Annotated in this window: 18 protein-coding genes; 9 read left to right on the top strand and 9 right to left on the bottom strand. The window is 71.9% G+C overall.

Translation table 11 applies throughout. The annotated features are described in order from the left end of the window. Positions 1–470: 470 nt before the first annotated feature. Both GQR16_RS02600 and GQR16_RS02595 read left to right on the top strand, forming a co-directional pair. Entirely contained in the window at positions 471–692 is a 222-nt protein-coding gene (locus GQR16_RS02600; RefSeq protein WP_157413629.1) for a hypothetical protein, read from the top strand. A gap of 10 nt (positions 693–702) precedes the next feature. Continuing rightward, positions 703–873 carry a hypothetical protein gene (locus tag GQR16_RS02595; RefSeq protein ID WP_157413628.1) on the top strand — a complete coding sequence of 57 codons (171 nt, stop codon included), beginning with the start codon at positions 703–705 and terminating at the stop codon, positions 871–873. Between the two features lie 5 nt (positions 874–878). On the opposite strand, the gene GQR16_RS02590 is transcribed toward GQR16_RS02595, so the two are convergent. The 8 genes from GQR16_RS02590 to GQR16_RS02555 form a co-directional block, all read right to left on the bottom strand. Next, positions 879–1,748: a DNA-processing protein DprA gene (locus GQR16_RS02590; RefSeq protein ID WP_157413627.1), complete on the bottom strand. Its 870-nt coding sequence runs from the start codon at positions 1,746–1,748 to the stop codon at positions 879–881. Beyond that, positions 1,745–3,283 (bottom strand): YifB family Mg chelatase-like AAA ATPase, encoded by a 1,539-nt coding sequence (locus tag GQR16_RS02585; protein WP_157413626.1) that lies wholly within the window; start codon positions 3,281–3,283, stop codon positions 1,745–1,747. The genes GQR16_RS02590 and GQR16_RS02585 overlap by 4 nt, the downstream gene beginning before the upstream one ends. Further along, positions 3,283–3,639, bottom strand: coding sequence for a YraN family protein (locus GQR16_RS02580; RefSeq protein WP_157413625.1), 357 nt, complete (start codon positions 3,637–3,639; stop codon positions 3,283–3,285). Before GQR16_RS02580 ends, GQR16_RS02585 begins: the two co-directional genes overlap by 1 nt. Positions 3,640–3,765: 126 nt before the next feature. Continuing rightward, complete coding sequence (locus GQR16_RS02575) at positions 3,766–4,089, bottom strand: DUF2469 family protein (RefSeq protein ID WP_067875570.1); 324 nt, start codon at positions 4,087–4,089, stop codon at positions 3,766–3,768. A gap of 5 nt (positions 4,090–4,094) precedes the next feature. Further along, positions 4,095–4,796 (bottom strand): ribonuclease HII, encoded by a 702-nt coding sequence (locus tag GQR16_RS02570; protein ID WP_246200444.1) that lies wholly within the window; start codon positions 4,794–4,796, stop codon positions 4,095–4,097. Position 4,797: 1 nt separating this feature from the next. Next, on the bottom strand, positions 4,798–5,553 hold the full coding sequence (gene lepB, locus GQR16_RS02565; RefSeq protein WP_157413624.1) for a signal peptidase I: 756 nt from the start codon (positions 5,551–5,553) through the stop codon (positions 4,798–4,800). Positions 5,554–5,644: 91 nt separating this feature from the next. After that, the gene (gene rplS / locus GQR16_RS02560; RefSeq protein ID WP_067875560.1) at positions 5,645–5,992 is read right to left on the bottom strand and encodes a 50S ribosomal protein L19; all 348 of its coding nucleotides are present in this window, start codon (positions 5,990–5,992) and stop codon (positions 5,645–5,647) included. Positions 5,993–6,235: 243 nt separating this feature from the next. Continuing rightward, positions 6,236–6,748: a hypothetical protein gene (locus GQR16_RS02555; RefSeq protein WP_157413623.1), complete on the bottom strand. Its 513-nt coding sequence runs from the start codon at positions 6,746–6,748 to the stop codon at positions 6,236–6,238. A gap of 86 nt (positions 6,749–6,834) precedes the next feature. On the opposite strand from GQR16_RS02555, the gene map reads away from it, so the two are divergent. Continuing rightward, the gene (gene map / locus GQR16_RS02550; protein WP_157413622.1) at positions 6,835–7,602 is read left to right on the top strand and encodes a type I methionyl aminopeptidase; all 768 of its coding nucleotides are present in this window, start codon (positions 6,835–6,837) and stop codon (positions 7,600–7,602) included. Between the two features lie 96 nt (positions 7,603–7,698). On the opposite strand, the gene nirD is transcribed toward map, so the two are convergent. Then, positions 7,699–8,109, bottom strand: a complete 411-nt coding sequence (gene nirD / locus GQR16_RS02545) for a nitrite reductase small subunit NirD (protein ID WP_157413621.1) — start codon at positions 8,107–8,109, stop codon at positions 7,699–7,701. Positions 8,110–8,311: 202 nt separating this feature from the next. Between nirD and nirB the strand changes: the two genes are divergently transcribed. From nirB to GQR16_RS02515, 6 genes are all read left to right on the top strand, one after another. Beyond that, a complete protein-coding gene (gene nirB, locus GQR16_RS02540; RefSeq protein WP_157413620.1) occupies positions 8,312–10,921 on the top strand; it encodes a nitrite reductase large subunit NirB in 2,610 nt (869 codons plus the stop codon). Then, the gene (cobA, locus tag GQR16_RS02535; protein WP_157413619.1) at positions 10,918–11,730 is read left to right on the top strand and encodes a uroporphyrinogen-III C-methyltransferase; all 813 of its coding nucleotides are present in this window, start codon (positions 10,918–10,920) and stop codon (positions 11,728–11,730) included. Before nirB ends, cobA begins: the two co-directional genes overlap by 4 nt. Then, positions 11,727–12,857, top strand: coding sequence for a uroporphyrinogen-III synthase (locus tag GQR16_RS02530; RefSeq protein WP_157413618.1), 1,131 nt, complete (start codon positions 11,727–11,729; stop codon positions 12,855–12,857). The genes cobA and GQR16_RS02530 overlap by 4 nt, the downstream gene beginning before the upstream one ends. A gap of 138 nt (positions 12,858–12,995) precedes the next feature. Then, positions 12,996–14,408 (top strand): MFS transporter, encoded by a 1,413-nt coding sequence (locus tag GQR16_RS02525; protein ID WP_157413617.1) that lies wholly within the window; start codon positions 12,996–12,998, stop codon positions 14,406–14,408. A gap of 11 nt (positions 14,409–14,419) precedes the next feature. Next, on the top strand, positions 14,420–16,597 hold the full coding sequence (locus GQR16_RS02520; RefSeq protein ID WP_157413616.1) for a molybdopterin oxidoreductase family protein: 2,178 nt from the start codon (positions 14,420–14,422) through the stop codon (positions 16,595–16,597). Then, complete coding sequence (locus GQR16_RS02515) at positions 16,594–18,210, top strand: NAD(P)/FAD-dependent oxidoreductase (protein WP_157413615.1); 1,617 nt, start codon at positions 16,594–16,596, stop codon at positions 18,208–18,210. The genes GQR16_RS02520 and GQR16_RS02515 overlap by 4 nt, the downstream gene beginning before the upstream one ends. Positions 18,211–18,257: the final 47 nt, after the last annotated feature.

The following is an 18,257-nucleotide window of genomic DNA, read 5'->3' as shown; positions in this document are numbered from 1 at the left end:
CCCGCCCGGCCCTAGTTAAATCTGAGCGCCTCACTCGCGGCCGTTCACGTCGTCCGAGGCATCGTCGGCCGTCCGGCCCGCGATCGTGCCTCAGAGAGGCGCAGAGCGCCGCGGACGCCGAGAGGCCCCGTCCGTGGATACGGGAGGCCTCTCGGTAGCCTGTGAGCGAGGCCGGAGCTACTAGTCCTAGTTCCGGCCTCGCCTCACGCCGCGGCGGGGATGCAGTACGAATACGACCCGTCGCCCCAGACCGCTCGGCGGCGCCCCTCGGCGTCCGTCTCGATCGCCCACGCGCTCAGCTCGCCCTCGAAGTCGTCCATTTTGTTCCCTCCTGACCGGCCAGTGTGGCCGCGCCGAGCTCAGTATTAAGCGCGACCCCGCCCCGCGTCAAATCGCAGATCAGGTCGCGTAAAACGCTCTTACGCGGCTCCGCTCACGGCGACGTCGGCGGCCCGTGCGATCCTCGTCGCATGAGCTCACCGCGCCCGGCGCTCGCGCGCGTCGCGATCAAGTTCACCGCCGAGGACGGCCGCGAACTCGTCGTTGAGTTCGAGGTCTCCCCGAGCGCACCGGTTCGCGTCATTCGTGGCGACCTCGATCTCGTCAACGCCGGGACGCGCGAGGCGATGCTCGTCGGTGTCCGCCGCGCGCTCGCGTGGGATGCCGCGCACCGCGGGCCGACCGCGGGATAGCCTCGGAGGCATGAGCGATATCGACGCCGACGGCCTCCCCTCAGGGCCCTTCTGCCCGAGATGCGGCGGCGAACTCGACCGTGAGATCCTGCCCGAGCGCGCGAGTCTCCGCGTCGCTCTTGTCTGCCCTGCGCATGGCGCGGTAAGCCTCGCCGACCCGTTTACACGCGGCGGCGCCTGACCCACTTATTGCGGATTCCGCTGCAGGAAGCGCCACTTCGTGGGCGAGGCGCCGCACGGGAGCTCCGACACGACCGCGCCGGTCTCGGCGATGCGCTGCAGCAGCCCGTCGTGCCCGGCCGGGTAGAAGCGGTCGACCCCGCCCGCGAGGAACGCGATCGTCGTGCCGCCGCTCGCGAGTGCCGCGCGGTGCGCCATGCCGTCGATGCCGTAGGCGCCTCCGGAGACGACGGTCACCCCGCGGTCGGCGAGCCCCGCCGAGATCTCCATGGTCACGTGCTCGCCGTACCCGGTCGCGGCGCGCGCTCCCACCAGGGCGACCGCGGGCGGCGCGGGCCGAAGGACCGCGGGGTCGCCGCGGACCCAGAGCCCGAGCGGCGCATGTGCGCCGAGGTCGTCGACTCCAGCCGGCCAGCAGGCGTCGCCCGGCACGATGAAGGTGGCGTCGACGCGCGCCGCCTGGGCGAGGCCGCGAACGAACGCCGGATGGTCGATGCGCGGCGTCCACCTCGCGAGGGCTGTCTCGAGGTCGTTCGTCGTCAGGTGCTCCCCCGCGGCGTCGACCGCGTCGATGAACCGTTCCACGGGTGCGCGCTCGAGCAGGAGATCGACCGTGCGCACCGTCCCGAGCACGGCGACGAGGCGCCCGAGCGTGCCGTCGCCGGGTTCGGCGAGTGTTCCGAGGATCGCCCGAGCGAATGCATCGACCTCGGCGACGGCTTCGGACGCGGTCTCGGAGACCGGCGCGCCCGGCGCGACGGGCGCGGCACCCCCGAGCAGCTCATCGGGCGCCCGATCGGGCCGCGCGGGGCGGTCGGGTCGGACCGCCGCGAACTCGGAACGCAGGTGCCGCTCGGCACGCTCCACGGCGCTCATCGCCCGAAACCCTGACGGAAGAAGAGCGCGTTGCCGATGTGTCCCGCATCGGGCCGTGCCGCTCCGGCGAGGTCGGCGAGGGTCCACGCGGTCTTGAGCACCCGATCGTAGCCGCGCATGGTGATGCCGCCGCGTTCGAGCGATCGATCGAGCGCGGCGGTCGCGTGCCCTCCGGGGTGGAGCCGTCCGGCGCCGCGAAGCCACGGCCCGGGCATCTGCGCGTTGGTGCGCCAGGGTGTGCCTCGAAGCCGCTCGGCCGCGGTCGCACGCGCTTCGGCGACCTTCGCCCGAGCCTCGGCGCTCGTCATGCCCGGCCGGTCGCTCGCACCCCGAAGGTGCGCCGCGGACAGTCGCGGCACCTTGAGCTGCAGGTCGATGCGATCGAGCAGCGGCCCCGAGATGCGTGCGAGGTATCGCCGCCTGGTGTTCGGCGGGCACGTGCACTCTGCGGTGCCGTCGAGCCCGCAGGGGCACGGATTCGCGGCGATCACGAGCTGGAATCGTGCGGGGAAGCTCGCGACGGCGTTCGCCCGATGGATGCTGATCGTGCCCGACTCGAGCGGCTGACGGAGCACGTCGAGCACCGCGGCCGGGAACTCCGGCGCCTCGTCGAGGAAGAGCACTCCGTGCGATGCACGCGCGGCGGCACCCGGTCGGATGAGCCGACTGCCGCCGCCGACCATGGCCGCGGCGGTCGCGGTGTGGTGCGGCGCCTCGAACGGCGGCCGGAACGACAGGCCCGATCCGACCTGTTGCCCTGAGAGCGAGCGCAGGCACGACACCTCGAGGGCCGCGTCGGCGTCGAGATCGGGCAGGATGCCTGGCAGCCGCGACGCGAGCATGGTCTTGCCCGCCCCCGGCGGGCCGATCATGGAGAGGTGGTGCCCACCGGCGGCCGCCGCGAGCAGCGCGTCGATCGCGTCGGCGTTGCCCGCGACATCCGCGAGATCGCCGGATGCCTCCGCCATGCCCTGGTGCTCGGTGCGAACCGAGGCAACGGCATCGACCTCGCGCGCGTCGAACCGGCCGCCGTGGTGGATCGCCGCGTCGAGCAGCGAGACCACGCCGATGATCGTCACGTCGGGTACGAGACCTGCCTCGTCGGCGTTCGCCCTCGGCACCATCACCGTCCGATGGCCCGCCCGGACGGCCGCGAGCACGGCGGGCAGGATGCCGTCGATCGGTCGCAGGCGACCGTCGAGGCCGAGCTCGCCGAGGTGCACGACCCGGGCGACGGACTCGACGGACACCTCGCCTGCAGCGGCGAGGCAGGCGACCGCGATCGCCAGGTCGAACCCCGAGCCGTGCTTCGGCAGTGCCGCGGGCGAGAGGTTCACGGTGAGCTTGCGCTGCGGCAGCGGGCAGCCGGCGTTCACGGCGGCGGCGCGCACACGTTCACGCGCCTCGCCGAGCGCGGCATCGGGCAGGCCGATGATCGAGAAGCCCGGAAGCTGGGCCGACAGGTCGGCCTCGACCTCGACGATCGAGCCCGTGAGCCCGAGCAGGGCGACCGCATGCGTTCTGGCGACGGTCATCAGCTGATGCCCTCGAGGTGCTCGATGAGCGCAGGCGCCTCGTCGGGCGCGAGCACCGCGACGGCGTCGATGCGGATGCGTGCGGCCGCGGCATCCGTCGTCTCGCACCAGGCGACCGCGAGCCGTCGCAGCCGCGCGAGCTTGACCGGCGTGATCGCCTGGAACGGATGCCCGTAGTCGTGCGACGTGCGCGTCTTGACCTCGATGAAGACCGTCGCATCGCCGTCGCGCGCGATGATGTCGATCTCGCCGTGCGCGCACCGCCAGTTGCGGTCGATCACGCGCAGTCCGCGCGATTCCAGGTGGTCGACCGCGAGCTGTTCGCCGCGCCGACCGAGTTCTGCATTGTGGGCCACCTGCACCACCTCCGCGATCAGCGTGGTGGCGCAGAGGCATCCGCTCGCCGTCGCCGGCCTCGAGGTGCGACCCTCAGTCGTGCGCCCGCCGTGTGGAGGAGCGGTCGCCCCGGCGGAAACGGCCGACTACTCGTCGAGCGCGAGCTCTTTCGGCAGCTCGAACTCGCGCGTGGCGAGCTCTTCGACGTTGACGTCCTTGAAGGTCAGCACGCGCACCGACTTGACGAAGCGGTCGGCACGGTAGACGTCCCAGACCCAGACGTCTTTCATCGTGAGCTCGAAGTAGAAGTCGTGCTCGGTGTCGCGGCGGACGAGTTCGACCTCGTTCGCGAGGTAGAAGCGACGCTCGGTCTCGACCACGTACTTGAACTGCGAGACGATGTCGCGGTACTCGCGGTACAGGGCAAGCTCGACCTCGCGGTCGTAGTCTTCGAATTCGTCGTCATCCATCGGATTCATCCTACGCCGAGGTCGAAGAGCGCGGGCGCCTCGACGGGGCGTTCGTGGAGCCAGGAACGCCGGTGCAGCCCGCTCGGCCCGTGCTCGGCGATCGCGTCGAAGTGCGCCCGACTCGAGTAGCCCTTGTTCTCGTTCCAGGCGTACAGCGGCAGGTCGGCGTGCGCCGCGTGCATGAGGCGATCGCGGTGCACTTTCGCGAGAACGGATGCCGCAGCGACCGACGCGCAGTCGCGGTCGGCCTTGATGCGGGTGGTGACCCTGGCGCGAAACCCGATCGGGCGGCTGAGCCAGTCGTGGTTGCCGTCGAGCACGAGCGGTGCGTCGTCGAGCTCGCCCGCCCTGCCGGCCCTCGCCTCGCTCTCGCGCAGGGCATCGAGCGCACGCGATCCGGCGAGGCCGAGGCAGGCCATGATGCCGAGTTCGTCGATCTCTGCGGCGGATGCCTCGCCGACCGCCCAGCCGCGAACCCACGCCCCGGCGCGGGGCGCCATGAGCTCGCGCTTGGGCTCGCTGAGCAGCTTTGAGTCGCGGAGCCCCGTGGGCATGCGTCGCACCGTGGGATCGATGACGACGAGTCCGACCGCGACGGGGCCGGCGAGCGCTCCGCGACCGACCTCGTCGCACGCCAGCACCACGGGTGCTCCGGACTCGAAGTACTCGCGTTCGACCTTGAGGTTCGGGATGACGGCCGGAGCCACGTCAGTCGCCGTTCCCTGCGGCCTCGTCGACGCCCGCGAACGTCTCGGGGTAATTGCCGAGCCAGGCCCAGTGCGAGACCGGCCAACTCACCACGAAGGCGCGCCCGACGACGTTCTCGATCGGCACGAAGCCCTTGAGGGGCGTGTCGGCGTTGTAGCGGGAGTCCTTCGAGTTGTACCGGTTGTCGCCCATGACCCAGAGCGACCCGTCGGGGACGACCTGGTCGAAGTCGTCGCGCGACACCTTCGTGTCGCCCGCGGGGAGCACGACGTAGGGCTCGTCGAGGGGCACGCCGTTGACGCTCATCTGCCCGAGGGCGTTGCAGCACACGACGTGATCGCCCGGCAGCCCGATGACGCGCTTGACGAGGTGATCGTTCGAGTCGGGTGCCGAGAGCCCCACGAAGGCGAGGAACCAGTCGACCGCGGCCGCGAGCGGCGGCGTCTCGGGCTCGACGCGCGCGGGCAGCCATCCGCCGGGATCCTTGAACACGACGACGTCGCCGCGCTCGAGGGGCGTGACGCCCGGCACGAGCTGGTTCACGATGATGCGGTCGTCTTTCACGAGCGTCATCTCCATCGACTCCGACGGGATGAAGAACGACCGGATCAGGAACGTCTTGATCAGGAACGAGACGAGGACCGCCACCACGAAGATGACGAGCAGATCCCGGAGGAAGAGCAGTGCGCCCCGCTTGCGACGGTTCACCGGACTCCCATCGCCCTCGATACGAGTGGTGCTGATTTCTTCTGTCATTTAACCGCCTGAGCTCCTCACCCCAAGTGTAGGGGTGAGGAGCTCAGGTCGAAGGCCGTGGCCCGTGCGACGCGCGGGCCGCGAAGCCGGATCAGGCGTCGCGCTTCTCCTTGATCTTCGCCTTCTTGCCGCGGAGCTTGCGCAGGTAGTAGAGCTTCGCGCGACGCACGTCACCGCGGGTGACGACCTCGATGTGGTCGATGACCGGGGAGTGCACCGGGAACTTGCGCTCGACGCCGACCTGGAAGCTGACCTTGCGGACCGTGAAGGTCTCGCGGACGCCTTCGCCCGAACGGCCGATGACGACGCCCTGGAAGACCTGGACACGCGAGCGCGTGCCTTCGATGATGTTGACGTGCACCTTGACGGTGTCGCCCGCGCGGAAGTCGGGGACGTCCGACCGCAGGCTCGCAGCGTCGACGTGGTCGAGGATGTGCATGATGGTTCGCTCTCTGCGCCCGCAACCGGTCGAACGCGGATCAATGAATGGAAGAATCTGGTGCCGCCCGCGCGATCGCTCGCGCTGTGCATGCTCCCCGGAGGCAGAGTCCCGCGGCGGCACAATCCTCTATTGTGCCATGTTCGGCGCCCTCGCGCCAAAGCGAGGCTCCGGTGGGGGCGGATGCCGCGTGCGCACGTCGCCGGACACGGTCGGCGCCCAGGAAGGCGACGCGCCCGGACGTCAGTCCTCGCGGTGCCGCTCCTCGACGACGATGACCTCGCCGATGTCGTAGGGCTGCTGCACGGACGGAGCGCCGCCCGCATCCGTTCGGGGAACCGCCCCGGCCTGCGCGGCGCGCTCGTACTCGGCCATCTGCTCCTGCATGCGCTTGGCGCCGTCGCGCACGAGCTGCACGATCGCGTACCAGAAGGCCACGAGTGCGAGGGCGATCGAGAGCACCGCGAACGAGGCCATCGAAGGGCCCGAGAAGCCGAACGCGATGATCGCGGCGTGCCAGGCGCCGATGATGCCGACGTCGATCCACGACACGGCGCGCGTCTCGCGCACCGTCGGGCGCATCGAGGTGAGCAGGGCGATGACCGCCAGCGAGAGGAAGGTCACCGGCACGGTGATGATGAGGCCGAGCGTGCCCCATCCGCCGCCGCCGAACACGGCCCAGCCGATCACGAGCCAGACGGGCAGCACGATCGTGGCGGCCTGGATCCATCGGAAGAAGATGCGCCGGAAGAGCATGGTCCCAGCGTAACGCCGCGCCGCAGGGCGCGGCCGGGGTGTTCACTCAGGGCGGAGCCGACAGAATGGTCGTGGAGAGGAACACCGTGATCGAACTGAGGACCACCGCCGAGATCGACGAGATGCGCGCTGCAGGCCGCTTCGTCGCGAGCGTCATCGAGGCCACGTCGAAGGCCGCGGCCGTCGGCGTCAACCTGCTCGAGCTCGACGCGCTCGCGCACGAGATGATCCGCAAGGCGGGCGCCGAGAGCTGCTACATCGACTACCACCCGTCGTTCGGCGCGAGCCCGTTCGGCAAGGTCATCTGCACGTCGGTGAACGACGCGGTGCTGCACGGCCTCCCCCACGACTACAAGCTCAGGGACGGCGACCTGCTGAGCCTCGACTTCGCCGCCTCGGTGAACGGCTGGGTGTCCGACTCGGCGCTCTCGATCGTCGTCGGCACGCCGCGCGAGGCCGACCTGCGCCTCATCGACACGACCCAGCGCGCCCTCGACGCCGGCATCGCGGCGGCACGCGTCGGCAACCGCATCGGCGACATCTCCCGCGCGATCGCCGACGTGGCGAAGTCCGAGGGCTACTCGATCAACACCGACTTCGGCGGCCACGGCGTCGGCCGCACCATGCACGGCGACCCTCACATCCCGAACAACGGGCGCCCGGGTCGCGGCCTGCCGCTGAAGCCCGGCCTCGTGGTCGCGATCGAGCCGTGGTTCCTCGAGACCACCGACCGCATCTTCACCGATCCCGACGGCTGGACCCTGCGCAGCGCCGACGGTTCGCGAGGCGCGCACTCCGAGCACACGATCGCCATCACCGACGGCGACCCGATCGTGCTGACGAAGCGGGGCTGAGAACGCACGAACGCCGCGTCGCGGCATCCGGTCTTCGGATGCCGCGACGCGGCGTTCTGCTGTTCGCGGGCCGTTCGAGGCGGGCCCCGCCAGGTCTCAGGCCGCCCGCACCTCGACCTCGACGACGCCGTCGACGACGCGCGACGCGAAGGTGCGCAGCGCGAGCTCCTCGTTCGTGAAGCACTCCCCCGTGACGAGGTCGTAGACCTCCTTGTGCAGCGGCGAGGCGATCGTGAGCCGGTCGCCGCGCGAGCCGGTGATGCCGCGGGCCATCACGGGCGCACCCGTGTGCGGATCGAGGTGGTCGACGGCGTAGACCTCCTCGCCGCCGAGGCGCACGAGAGCGACCTGGTCGGTGCCGAGCAGCGCGACCTCGCCCCATCCGGGCTCCAGCTCCCGGATCTCGCACACGCGCACCCAGGTCGTGCCGCCCTCACCCGCAGTGCCCTCGACGGCGCTCGCCTCGGTGCCGGCCCCGACCGTCGTCGGTTCGATCGTGATCGTCATGTCGCGCTCCTCCCGTTCGGATGCCCCGAACGTACGGCGCGGGTGTTTCCGCACGCGGCAGCGGGTGTTTCCCCGAGGTGAAACCCCCCTCACACGGATGCGGGTGCGAGGTGAGGCACGATTGCGGTCGCGGTTACGCCGCCGTAACAGGGCCGAAACCGCCCGGTCCTACGTTGGCAGCATTCGAGCCCACGGAGGCAGCATGACCGAGAACAGCCCGGCCGGCATCCGCACGCGCGACGTCGTCATCGTCGGCGGCGGGCCTGCCGCCCACCGACTCGCAGACAGCCTGCACATGCGCGACGAGGAGCGCACGCTCCGCGTCACGGTGATCGGCGACGAGCCGCACCTGCCCTACGACCGCGTCGCCCTCAGCACCCGGCTCGCCGACGGCGCCGCCGACCTCACGCTGCAGCCGACCGCCATGTGGGACGAGTCGCGCGTGCGCCTCGTCACCGGTGAGCGCGTCGAGGCCATCGACTCCGCGGCCCGGACCGCGACGACCTCCGCGGGCACCGTCGTGCACTGGGACGATCTGGTGCTCGCGACCGGCTCGAGCGCGCCCGTCCCCCCGATTCCGGGCGCGGAGAGCATCCGCGTCTACCGCACGATCGAGGACGTCGACAACCTCGTCGCCGAGTCGGCGCAGCTCGCCGAGCTCCACGGCCGGCCCGCCCGCGTCGTGGTGGCCGGCGGCGGTCTGCTCGGCCTCGAAGCCGCCGGCGGCCTCGCCAAGCTCGGCGCGCACGTCGCCGTCGTGCACTCGGGTGGCTGGCTCATGTCGGCCCAGCTCGACGAGGGCGCCGGTCGCGCGCTCGGCCGCATCATCTCGGGTCAGGGCATCGGCCTGCACCTCGGGGTGCGCCCGTCGGCGATCCGCGTCGAGGCCGGCGCCGTCACGGCGGTCGAGCTCACGAACGAGCGCGTGATCGAGGCCGACCTCGTCATCTTCGCGATCGGCATCAGCCCGCGCGACGAGCTCGCCCGAGACCTCGGGCTCGAGCTCGGGCCCCGCGGCGGCGTCGCGATCGACGGCGCGTGCGCGACATCCGCCCCCCATATCTGGGCGATCGGCGAGGTCGCGAGCTTCGAGGGGCGCTGCACGGGCCTCGTCGCCCCGGCGAACGCCATGGCCGAGGTCGTCGCCGACCGCCTGCTCGGCGGGGCGGCCGAGTTCACCACCATCGACGACGCCACGAAGCTGAAGCTCTCGGGCGTCGACGTCGCGAGCTTCGGCGACGCGCTCGCCCGCACCGAGCAAGCGCTCGAGATCGTCTACGCCGACCCCGCGCGCGGGCTCTACCAGAAGCTCGTCATGACCGACGACGCGAAGACCCTGCTCGGCGGCATCTTCGTCGGCGACGCCTCGCCGTACGCCTCGCTCCGGCCGATGCTCGGCATGCAGCTCTCGTCGGAACCCGCCGCCTACCTGTCGGCATCCGGGATGGAGGCGCCGGCGGGCGACGAGCTGCCGGCCTCGGCGCTCGTGTGCGCGTGCAACAACGTGGCCGCCGGCACCATCCGCGACGCCGTCAACGGCACGGAGCACGCCGAGGGCTGCACCGATCTCGGCGAGCTGAAGACCTGCACGCGGGCCGGCACCCAGTGCGGATCGTGCGTGCCCCTCGTGAAGAAGCTGCTCGAGGCCGAGCTCACGAAGTCGGGCATCACGCCATCGCGCGCGCTCTGCGAGCACTTCGAGCTCTCGCGCCAGGAGCTCTTCGAGTCGATCCGCGTGCTCGAGCTCACCTCGTTCGACGAGATCATCGCCCGCATCGGCACCGGTCGCGGCTGCGACGTCTGCAAGCCCGTGATCGGGTCGATCCTCGCGACCCAGCACGGCTCGTACATCCTCGACGGCGGCCGCGGCGGCCTGCAGGACACGAACGACCGGGCCATGGCGAACATGCAGAAGGACGGCACCTACTCGGTCGTGCCGCGCATCCCCGCCGGCGAGATCACGCCCGACAAGCTCCTGGTGATCGCGCAGGTGGCGAGCGACTACGGCCTCTACACGAAGATCACGGGCGGCCAGCGCATCGACCTGTTCGGTGCGCGGCTCGACCAGCTGCCCGACATCTGGAAGCGGCTGGTCGACGCCGGCTTCGAGTCGGGTCAGGCCTACGGCAAGGCGCTCCGCAACGTGAAGAGCTGCGTCGGGTCGACCTGGTGCCGCTACGGCGTGCAGGACTCGGTCGCGATGGCCGTGCAGCTCGAGCTCCGCTACCGCGGCCTGAGGTCGCCCCACAAGCTCAAGTTCGGCGTCTCCGGCTGCGCCCGCGAGTGCGCCGAGGCCCGCGGCAAGGACGTCGGCGTGATCGCCACCGACCAGGGCTGGAACATGTACGTCGGCGGCAACGGCGGCTTCCAACCGGCCCACGCGCAACTGCTCGCGAGCGACCTCGACGACGAGACGCTGCTGAAGTACATCGACCGCTACATCATGTACTACGTGCGCACGGCCGACCGGCTGCAGCGCACGGCCCGCTGGATCGAGGACATCGAGGGCGGCCTCGACCATGTGCGCGACGTCGTCGTGCACGACTCGCTCGGCCTGGCCGAGGAGCTCGAGCGCGCGGTCGACCGCCACGTCGACTCGTATGAGGACGAGTGGGCCGCGACCCTCGCCGACCCCGAGCGCCTGCGCCGCTTCCGCTCCTTCGTGAACGCGCCGCACACGCCCGACCCGTCGGTCGCCCAGGTGCCAGACGGGCGCGGCCAGATGCGACCGGCGACCGCCGAGGAGCGCGAGCGCGGCGAGGCCGTGCTCGTGGCCGGCACCACGATCCCCGTCCGCGGGGTGGACGCATGAGCCGCGTCGGCCGTGACGGCGACGGCCTCGGCCGCACCGGCAGCGTGACGCTCGTCGGCGGCGGCCCAGGTCGCGAGGACCTGCTCACGCTCGCGGCGGTCCGCGCACTGCGCTACGCCGACGTCGTGCTCTACGACCGGCTCGCCCCGCACGGCCGCCTCGACGAGCTCGCACCGGGCGCGCTGCTGATCGACGTCGGCAAGCGCCCCGGCCACCACGCGATCCCGCAGGCCGAGATCGAGGCGCTGCTCGTCGAGCACGCCCTCGAGGGCTCCCGGGTCGTTCGGCTGAAGGGCGGCGACCCGTACGTGCTCGGCCGCGGCGGCGAGGAGGTGCTCGCCTGCCACAAGGCCGGCGTGCCCGTCGAGGTGATCCCCGGCGTCACGAGCGCGATCTCGGTGCCGGGGGCCGCCGGAATCCCCCTCACGCACCGCGGCGTCAGCCACATGTTCACGGTCGTGTCGGGGCACCAGCCGCTCACGGCATCCGAATTGGAGCATCTCGCAGGCCTCGGCGGCACCATCGTCGTGCTGATGGGCGTGAACACGCTGCCCTCGCTCACCGCGGGCCTCGCCCGCGCCGGCATGGCCGGGCGGATGCCGGTGGCGATCGTCGAGCGCGGGTTCTCGTCGGAGCAGCGCACGACCATCGGCGAGCTCGCCGACATCGTCACGACCGCCGGGCGCGCACGGGTCGGCTCGCCGGCCGTCGTCGTCATCGGCGAGGTCGTGCGGCTCGCGCACGACGGCGACGCCAGCGCGGCGGAGCTCATGGAGCGCGCGGTCGGCTTCGCGGCGGTGGCCGGATGAGCGATCTCCTCGAGCTCGCCCCCGGCTTCCGCGTCGACCAGCTCGTCGGCTTCCGCATCGGCGTCACGAGCGATCGCCGGTCTGCCGACCTCATCGACGCGCTCGCCAGGCGCGGCGCGACCGTCGTGCACGCGCCGACCCTGCGCATGACGAACGCGCTCTCCGACGACCCCGTCATCGCCGACACCCGGGCGATCATCGCCGCGCGGCCCGAAGTGCTGCTCGCGACGACCGCCTACGGGGTGCGCCGCTGGTTCGAGGTCGCGGATGCCGCAGGCCTCGGTGAGGACCTGCTCGACGCGCTGGCCGACACCGCGATCCTCGTGCGCGGGCCGAAGGCGCGCGGCGGCATCCGTGCGGCCGGGCTCAACGACGTCGGCATGAGCGCCGAGGAGACCACCGAATCGCTCATCGACCACGTGCTTGAGAACTACCCGCCCGGACTCACGGTGGCCGTGCAGCTGCACGGGTTCCTCGAGGCCTCGCAGCTGCAGCGGCTGAGCGACGCGCACGACCGCGTACTCACCGTGGCGCCCTACCGCTGGGTCGAGGTCGACAAGGCCGACGACCGCGTCGAGCGGCTCATCGAGGCGGCCTGCACGGGCGGCCTCGACGCCATCACGTTCACGAGCGCGCCGGCCGTGCACGCGCTCTTCGGCGCCGCCGAGGAGCTCGGACGGTACGACGATCTCGTCGACGCCATGTGCGGGCCGGTGGTCGCCGCGGCCGTCGGACCGGTCACCGCGCTGCCGCTCGTCGCCGCGGGCATCACGCCCATCCAGCCCGACCGGTTCCGCATGGGCGCGCTGATCAGGCTGGTGTGCGAGTACCTCGAGACGAACCGGGTCATCCGGCTCGAGACGCAGCACGGGCCCCTTGCGCTCCGCGGCAGCGTCGTCGACGTCGCCGAGCGCCGCGTCTCGTTGGCACCGGTCGCACTCATGATCCTCCGCACGCTCGTGCTCGCCCGCGGCTCGGTGGTCGCTCGCGACCGGCTCGCCGCCGGGCTGCCCGGAACGAACGACGAGCACGCGCTCGAGGTCGCCCTCAGCCGCCTCCGGCAGACCCTCGCCGTGCCGGGGCTGATCGCCACCGTGGTCAAGCGCGGGTACCGCATCGACGTGTGACGACCGCCTCACACCCGGTCGCAGCTCGGGTGAGGAGGTGGAGACGCAGGGTTTACGACCGGGCCGATCCGCGGAAACACGACCTCAATAGCTTCGAGTCGAAGGCTCCACCACGTGATCGACACCTCGGAGGCACCCATGACCCAGACGACGAGCACCGCTCCCCCGGTCGCCGCGACATCCGCGACCGCGAAATCCGCGACGGCGACGACCGCCCCCGAGCTGACGACGCGGCCGGGCCGGTGGATCGACGGCTGGGACCCCGAGAACACCGAGCAGTGGGAGACCCAGGGGCGGTCGATCGCACGCCGCAACCTGAACTGGTCGATCTTCGCCGAGTTCCTCGGATTCGTCGTCTGGCAGCTCTGGTCGATCGTCGCCGTGTCGCTGCCGGCGGCCGGGTTCGACCTGACCACGGGCGAGATCTTCTGGCTCATCTCGATCCCGAGCCTCGTGGGCGCCACGCTCCGCATCCCGTACTCGTTCCTCGTGCCGCGCTTCGGCGGCCGCAACTGGACGATCATCTCGGCCGCACTGCTGCTCCTGCCGACGATCGCGATGGTCCTCTGCGTCGGAAACCCCGAGACGCCGTTCCCCGTGCTCCTCGGCGCAGCGGCGCTCGCGGGCTTCGGCGGCGGCAACTTCGCGAGCTCGATGTCGAACATCACGTTCTTCTACCCGCAGCGCGAGAAGGGCTGGGCGCTCGGCCTGAACGCCGCCGGCGGCAACCTCGGGGCCGCGGTCGCGCAGTTCGTCGTGCCGATCGTGATCGCCATCGGCGCCGGCGCAACGCTCAACCTCCCGATCGCCGGCTGGATCTGGATCCCGTTCATCCTCGTCGCGATGTTCGGCGCCGCGCGATACATGAACAACCTCTCGAACGCGAAGGCCGACTTCTCGGGATCCGCCGCCGCGCTGAAGGAGCCGCACCTCTGGCTGCTGTCCCTGCTCTACATCGGCACGTTCGGCTCGTTCATCGGCTTCGCGAGCGTCTTCCCGAAGCTCATCGCCGACCAGTTCCCCGAGTTCTCGAGCATCGCCGTGGCCGGAACCTCCATCTCGCTCGCCTTCCTCGGCGCACTCACCGGATCACTCGCCCGCCCGTACGGCGGACGTCTCTCCGACCGCTTCGGCGGTGCTCGCATCACGATGACGGCGTTCGCCTCGATGGCCCTCATCACGGTGGCGGTGCTCGCGACGCTCCCGCTGGGCAACTTCTGGCTCTTCCTCGGGCTGTTCCTGCTCCTCTTCGCCTCGGCCGGCATCGGCAACGGCTCGACGTACCGCATGGTTCCGGTCGTGTTCGCGGTGCGCGGCGGCGGCACGGGCGACGTGTCCACGCAGCGCAAGGCGGCGGCGGCGCTCGGCCTCATCTCGGCGATCGGCGCCTACGGCGGATTCCTGATCCCGCAGGCCCTGAACCTGTCCTTCCAGTCGACCGGCGGCTACGGCGCCGCGTTCGCCGGATTCATCGCGGCCTACGTCGTGCTGCTCGCGCTCACCTGGGCCGTGTACGTGCGCCCCGGCCGCCTCAGCGCCCACAAGATCTGAATCGAGCCCCATTGACCCACCCCGCCGACACGCACTGCCCGTACTGCGCGCTGCAGTGCGCGATGACCCTCACGCCGACGATCGGCACGACGGATGCCGCGGCGAGCGCCTCGCCCGACGCCCACGTGCACTCGGCGCCGGTCACGGTCGAGGGCCGCGACTTCCCGACGAACCGGGGCGGCCTGTGCAAGAAGGGGTGGACCTCGGCGGAACTCCTGCGCTCCCCATCGCGCCTCGGCGCCCCGCTCGTGCGGGGCGCCGACGGCGCGTTGCACGAGGCCTCGTGGGATGAGGCGCTCGACCTGATCGCGACGTCGCTCCGCGGCATCCGATCGGAGCACGGCGCCGACGCCGTCGGCGTCTTCGGCGGCGGCGGCCTCACGAACGAGAAGTCCTACCTGCTCGGCAAGTTCGCCAGGCTCGCGCTCGGCACGAGCCGCATCGACTACAACGGCCGCTACTGCATGTCGTCGGCCGCGGCCGCGGGCAACCGGGCGTTCGGCGTCGACCGCGGCCTGCCGTTCCCGCTCGAGGACCTCGACGGCGCCGACACGATCCTGCTGCTCGGCACCAACGTCGCCGAGACGATGCCGCCGTTCATCGGCCACCTGGCAGGCGCACAGGCAGCCGGCGGACTCGTGGTGGTCGATCCCCGCCGCACGGCGACCGCGCGGCTGACCGAAGACGGCAAGGGCCTGCACCTGCAACCGGCGCCGGGCACCGACCTCCCGCTGCTGCTCGGGCTCATCCACGTGGTCATCGCCGAGCGCCTCGTCGACGTCGACTACGTCGAGTCGCGCACGGTCGGGTTCGACCGGCTCCGTCGCAGCGTGGCCGCCTGGTGGCCCGAGCGCGTGCAGTCGGTGACCGGCGTCGCGGCGCTCACGATCAAGCGGCTCGCCCGGCGGCTCGCCGCGGGCGGCGGAACGTACATCCTCACCGGGCGAGGCGTCGAGCAGCACGTCGACGGCACCGACACGGCGACCGCGGCGATCAACCTCGCGCTCCTCCTCGGCCTTCCCGGCCGTGCGGGCAGCGGCTACGGCACGCTCACCGGCCAGGGCAACGGCCAGGGCGGTCGCGAGCACGGGCAGAAGTGCGACCAGCTGCCCGGCTACCGCAAGATCGTCGACCCCGAGGCGCGCGCCCACGTCGCCCGCGTCTGGGGCGTCGACCCGTCGGACATCCCAGGACCCGGCGTGCCCGCGATCGAGCTCCTCAAGCTGCTCGGGGTCCCCGGCGGCGTGCGCGCCCTGATGGTGCACGGCTCGAACCTCGTCGTCTCCTCACCGAACGTCCGCGACGTGCGCGCCGGCCTCGAGCGGCTCGACCTCCTCGTCGTCTGCGACTTCTTCCTCTCGGAGACCGCCGCGCTCGCCGACGTCGTGCTGCCGATCACGCAGTGGGCCGAGGAGGAGGGCACCATGACCTCGCTCGAGGGCCGCGTCATCCGCCGCCGCCGCGCACTCACGCCCCCCGCCGGCGTGCGCGACGAGCTCTGGATCCTGCACGAGCTCGCCGAACGCCTCGGCTGCACGGCCGCGTTCGACACCGACCCCGCGCTCGTCTTCGAGGAGCTGCGGCTCGCCTCCGAGGGCGGCCTCGCCGACTACTCCGGCATCGACTACGACCTGCTCGACCGGGGGGATGCCGCGTACTGGCCCTTCCCCCGGGGCGGCCGCGGCACGCCTCGCCTCTTCGCCGACCGCTTCGCCCACCCCGACGGCCTCGCGCGCCTCGTGCCCGTCACGGTGCGCGACTCCGCGCGGCCGACACCGGCGCCCGGATCCGACGAGATCACGCTCGTGACCGGCCGCCTGCTCGAGCACTACCAGAGCGGCGCGCAGACCCGGCGGGTGCCCGAGCTCCTCGAGTCCCAGCCCGAGGCGCTCGCCTCGATGCATCCGGCCACCGCCGAGCGCCTCGGCATCGGCGACGGCGACGAGGTCGAGGTGGTCAATCACCGCGGTCTCGTGCGCTGCCGGGCCAGGCTGACCCCCGACATCCGCCCCGATGCCGTGTTCCTGCCGTTCCACTACGGCGACGAGCAGGCGGCGAACCTGCTCACCTCCGACGAGGTCGACCCGATCTCGTCGATGCCCGAGTTCAAGACGAACGTGGTGCGGGTGCGACCCGTCGCCGACGCGGCATCCGTTCGACTGCCCGAAGAGACCGGAGTCCTCGCATGAGCCGACCGAGCCCGCTGAAGGTCGTCCTCGTCGGCTACGGTCCGGTCGGTGCGCGGTTCGTCGAGGAGATCCTTCCCGGCGTGCAGCGCGGCGCCGTCGAGCTCACGGTGCTCGCCGGTGAGGACGTCGAAGCGTACAACCGCGTGCTCGTCGCCGAGTACGCCGTCGGCAACGCCGACCTCGACTCGATGATCGTCGGCGACCGCATCACCGCCGAGGATGCCGGGGCTCGCGTCCTGCTCGGCGTCGCCGTCACGGCCGTCGACCGCGAGGCCCGGACGGTCCTGCTCGACACCGGCGAGGAGCTCGCCTACGACCGGCTCGTGCTCGCCACGGGCGCTCGGGCGAACGTGCCGACGCTCGACGGCGTCGAACGGCACCGCCGCGATCTCGCCTCGCTCGAGAAGTACGGACGGCAGCTGGTCGCCCGCGACGACGAGCTGCCCGCCGGCATCACGGCGCTCCGCGACCTCGCCGACGCCGAACGCGTGCTCGAGGCCGTGCGCGAGCGCCGGCGCATCATCGTGCTCGGCGCGGGCGTGCTCGGACTCGAGCTCGCACTCGCGGCCGCGCACGCCGGAGCGCAGGTCTGCGTCGTGCACCACGGACCCCACCCGATGCCGCGCAACCTCGACCGGGGCGGCGGCCAGGTGCTGCGCGCGGCCCTGCGTCGCACGGGCATCCAGGTGATCGCGCACAGCCGCGCCGAGGCGGTCGCGTTCCGCACCGACGACGACGGCCAGCGCCGCTTCGACATGCTCGTCACGGCCGACGGCAAGCAGCTCCGCGGCGACCTGCTCGTGCTCTCGTGCGGGGTGAGCGCGCGCACCGAGCTCGCCGTGCTCGCGGGCCTCCGCACGGCCGCGGGCATCGTCGTGCACCCCCACCTCGCGTCGTGGACCGACCCCGCGATCTTCGCCATCGGCGACTGCGCGCAGGTCGTCGAGCGCACCGAGGAGTTTGCGGGCCAGCGGACGCTCCCCGGAGCGCCGTCGGGTCTGATCGGACCCGGCTGGCGTCAGGCGTCCTGGCTCGCGGGATCCTTCCTCGCCGAGGCCGACCAGCTCGCCCACGACGTCGAGACCCCCGTCGAACGCGACGCGCTCGTCATGCTCAAGGCCGAGCACATCGACGTGGTCGCCGTGGGCGACATCTCGGGCGACCCGTGGGACGACGACAGCCTGCACCCCCGTCGCCGCATCGCGCAGTGGGCCGATCCCGAGCACCTCCGGTACGTCAAGATGGTCACCGAAGACGGCGTGCTCACGGGCTTCGTGAGCGTCGGGATGCCGCGCACGGCCGCCGAGCTCACCCTGCTGTTCGAACGGGGCGGCGAGCTGCCCGCCGACCGGTCCCTGCTGCTCCGCTTCGACGGCCCCGACTACGACCCGGCCGCCGATGCCGACGCGTTCGCTCCCGCCACGACCGTCTGCTGGTGCAACGCCGTCACGGTGGGTCGCATCGAGGAGTCCGCCGCCTGCGGCAACACGACCGTCGAGTGCGTCGGGCGCGACACCCGCGCCGGCACGGGCTGCGGCGGCTGCCGCGGCCGCATCGCCGAAGTGCTCGCCCGCGTCGCGGACGCCGACGGAACGCCGACGCTCGCGGCCTGAGCACACGAGGGGCGGATGCCGCCGGCGGGCGCCCAGCCGCCGCGCCC

The organism is Agromyces allii, assembly GCF_009749385.1.
GTDB classification, from domain to species: Bacteria; Actinomycetota; Actinomycetes; order Actinomycetales; family Microbacteriaceae; genus Agromyces; species Agromyces allii.
The sequence above is the reverse complement of the archived record's forward strand: the minus strand, read 5'-3'. Positions and strand labels throughout refer to the sequence as shown.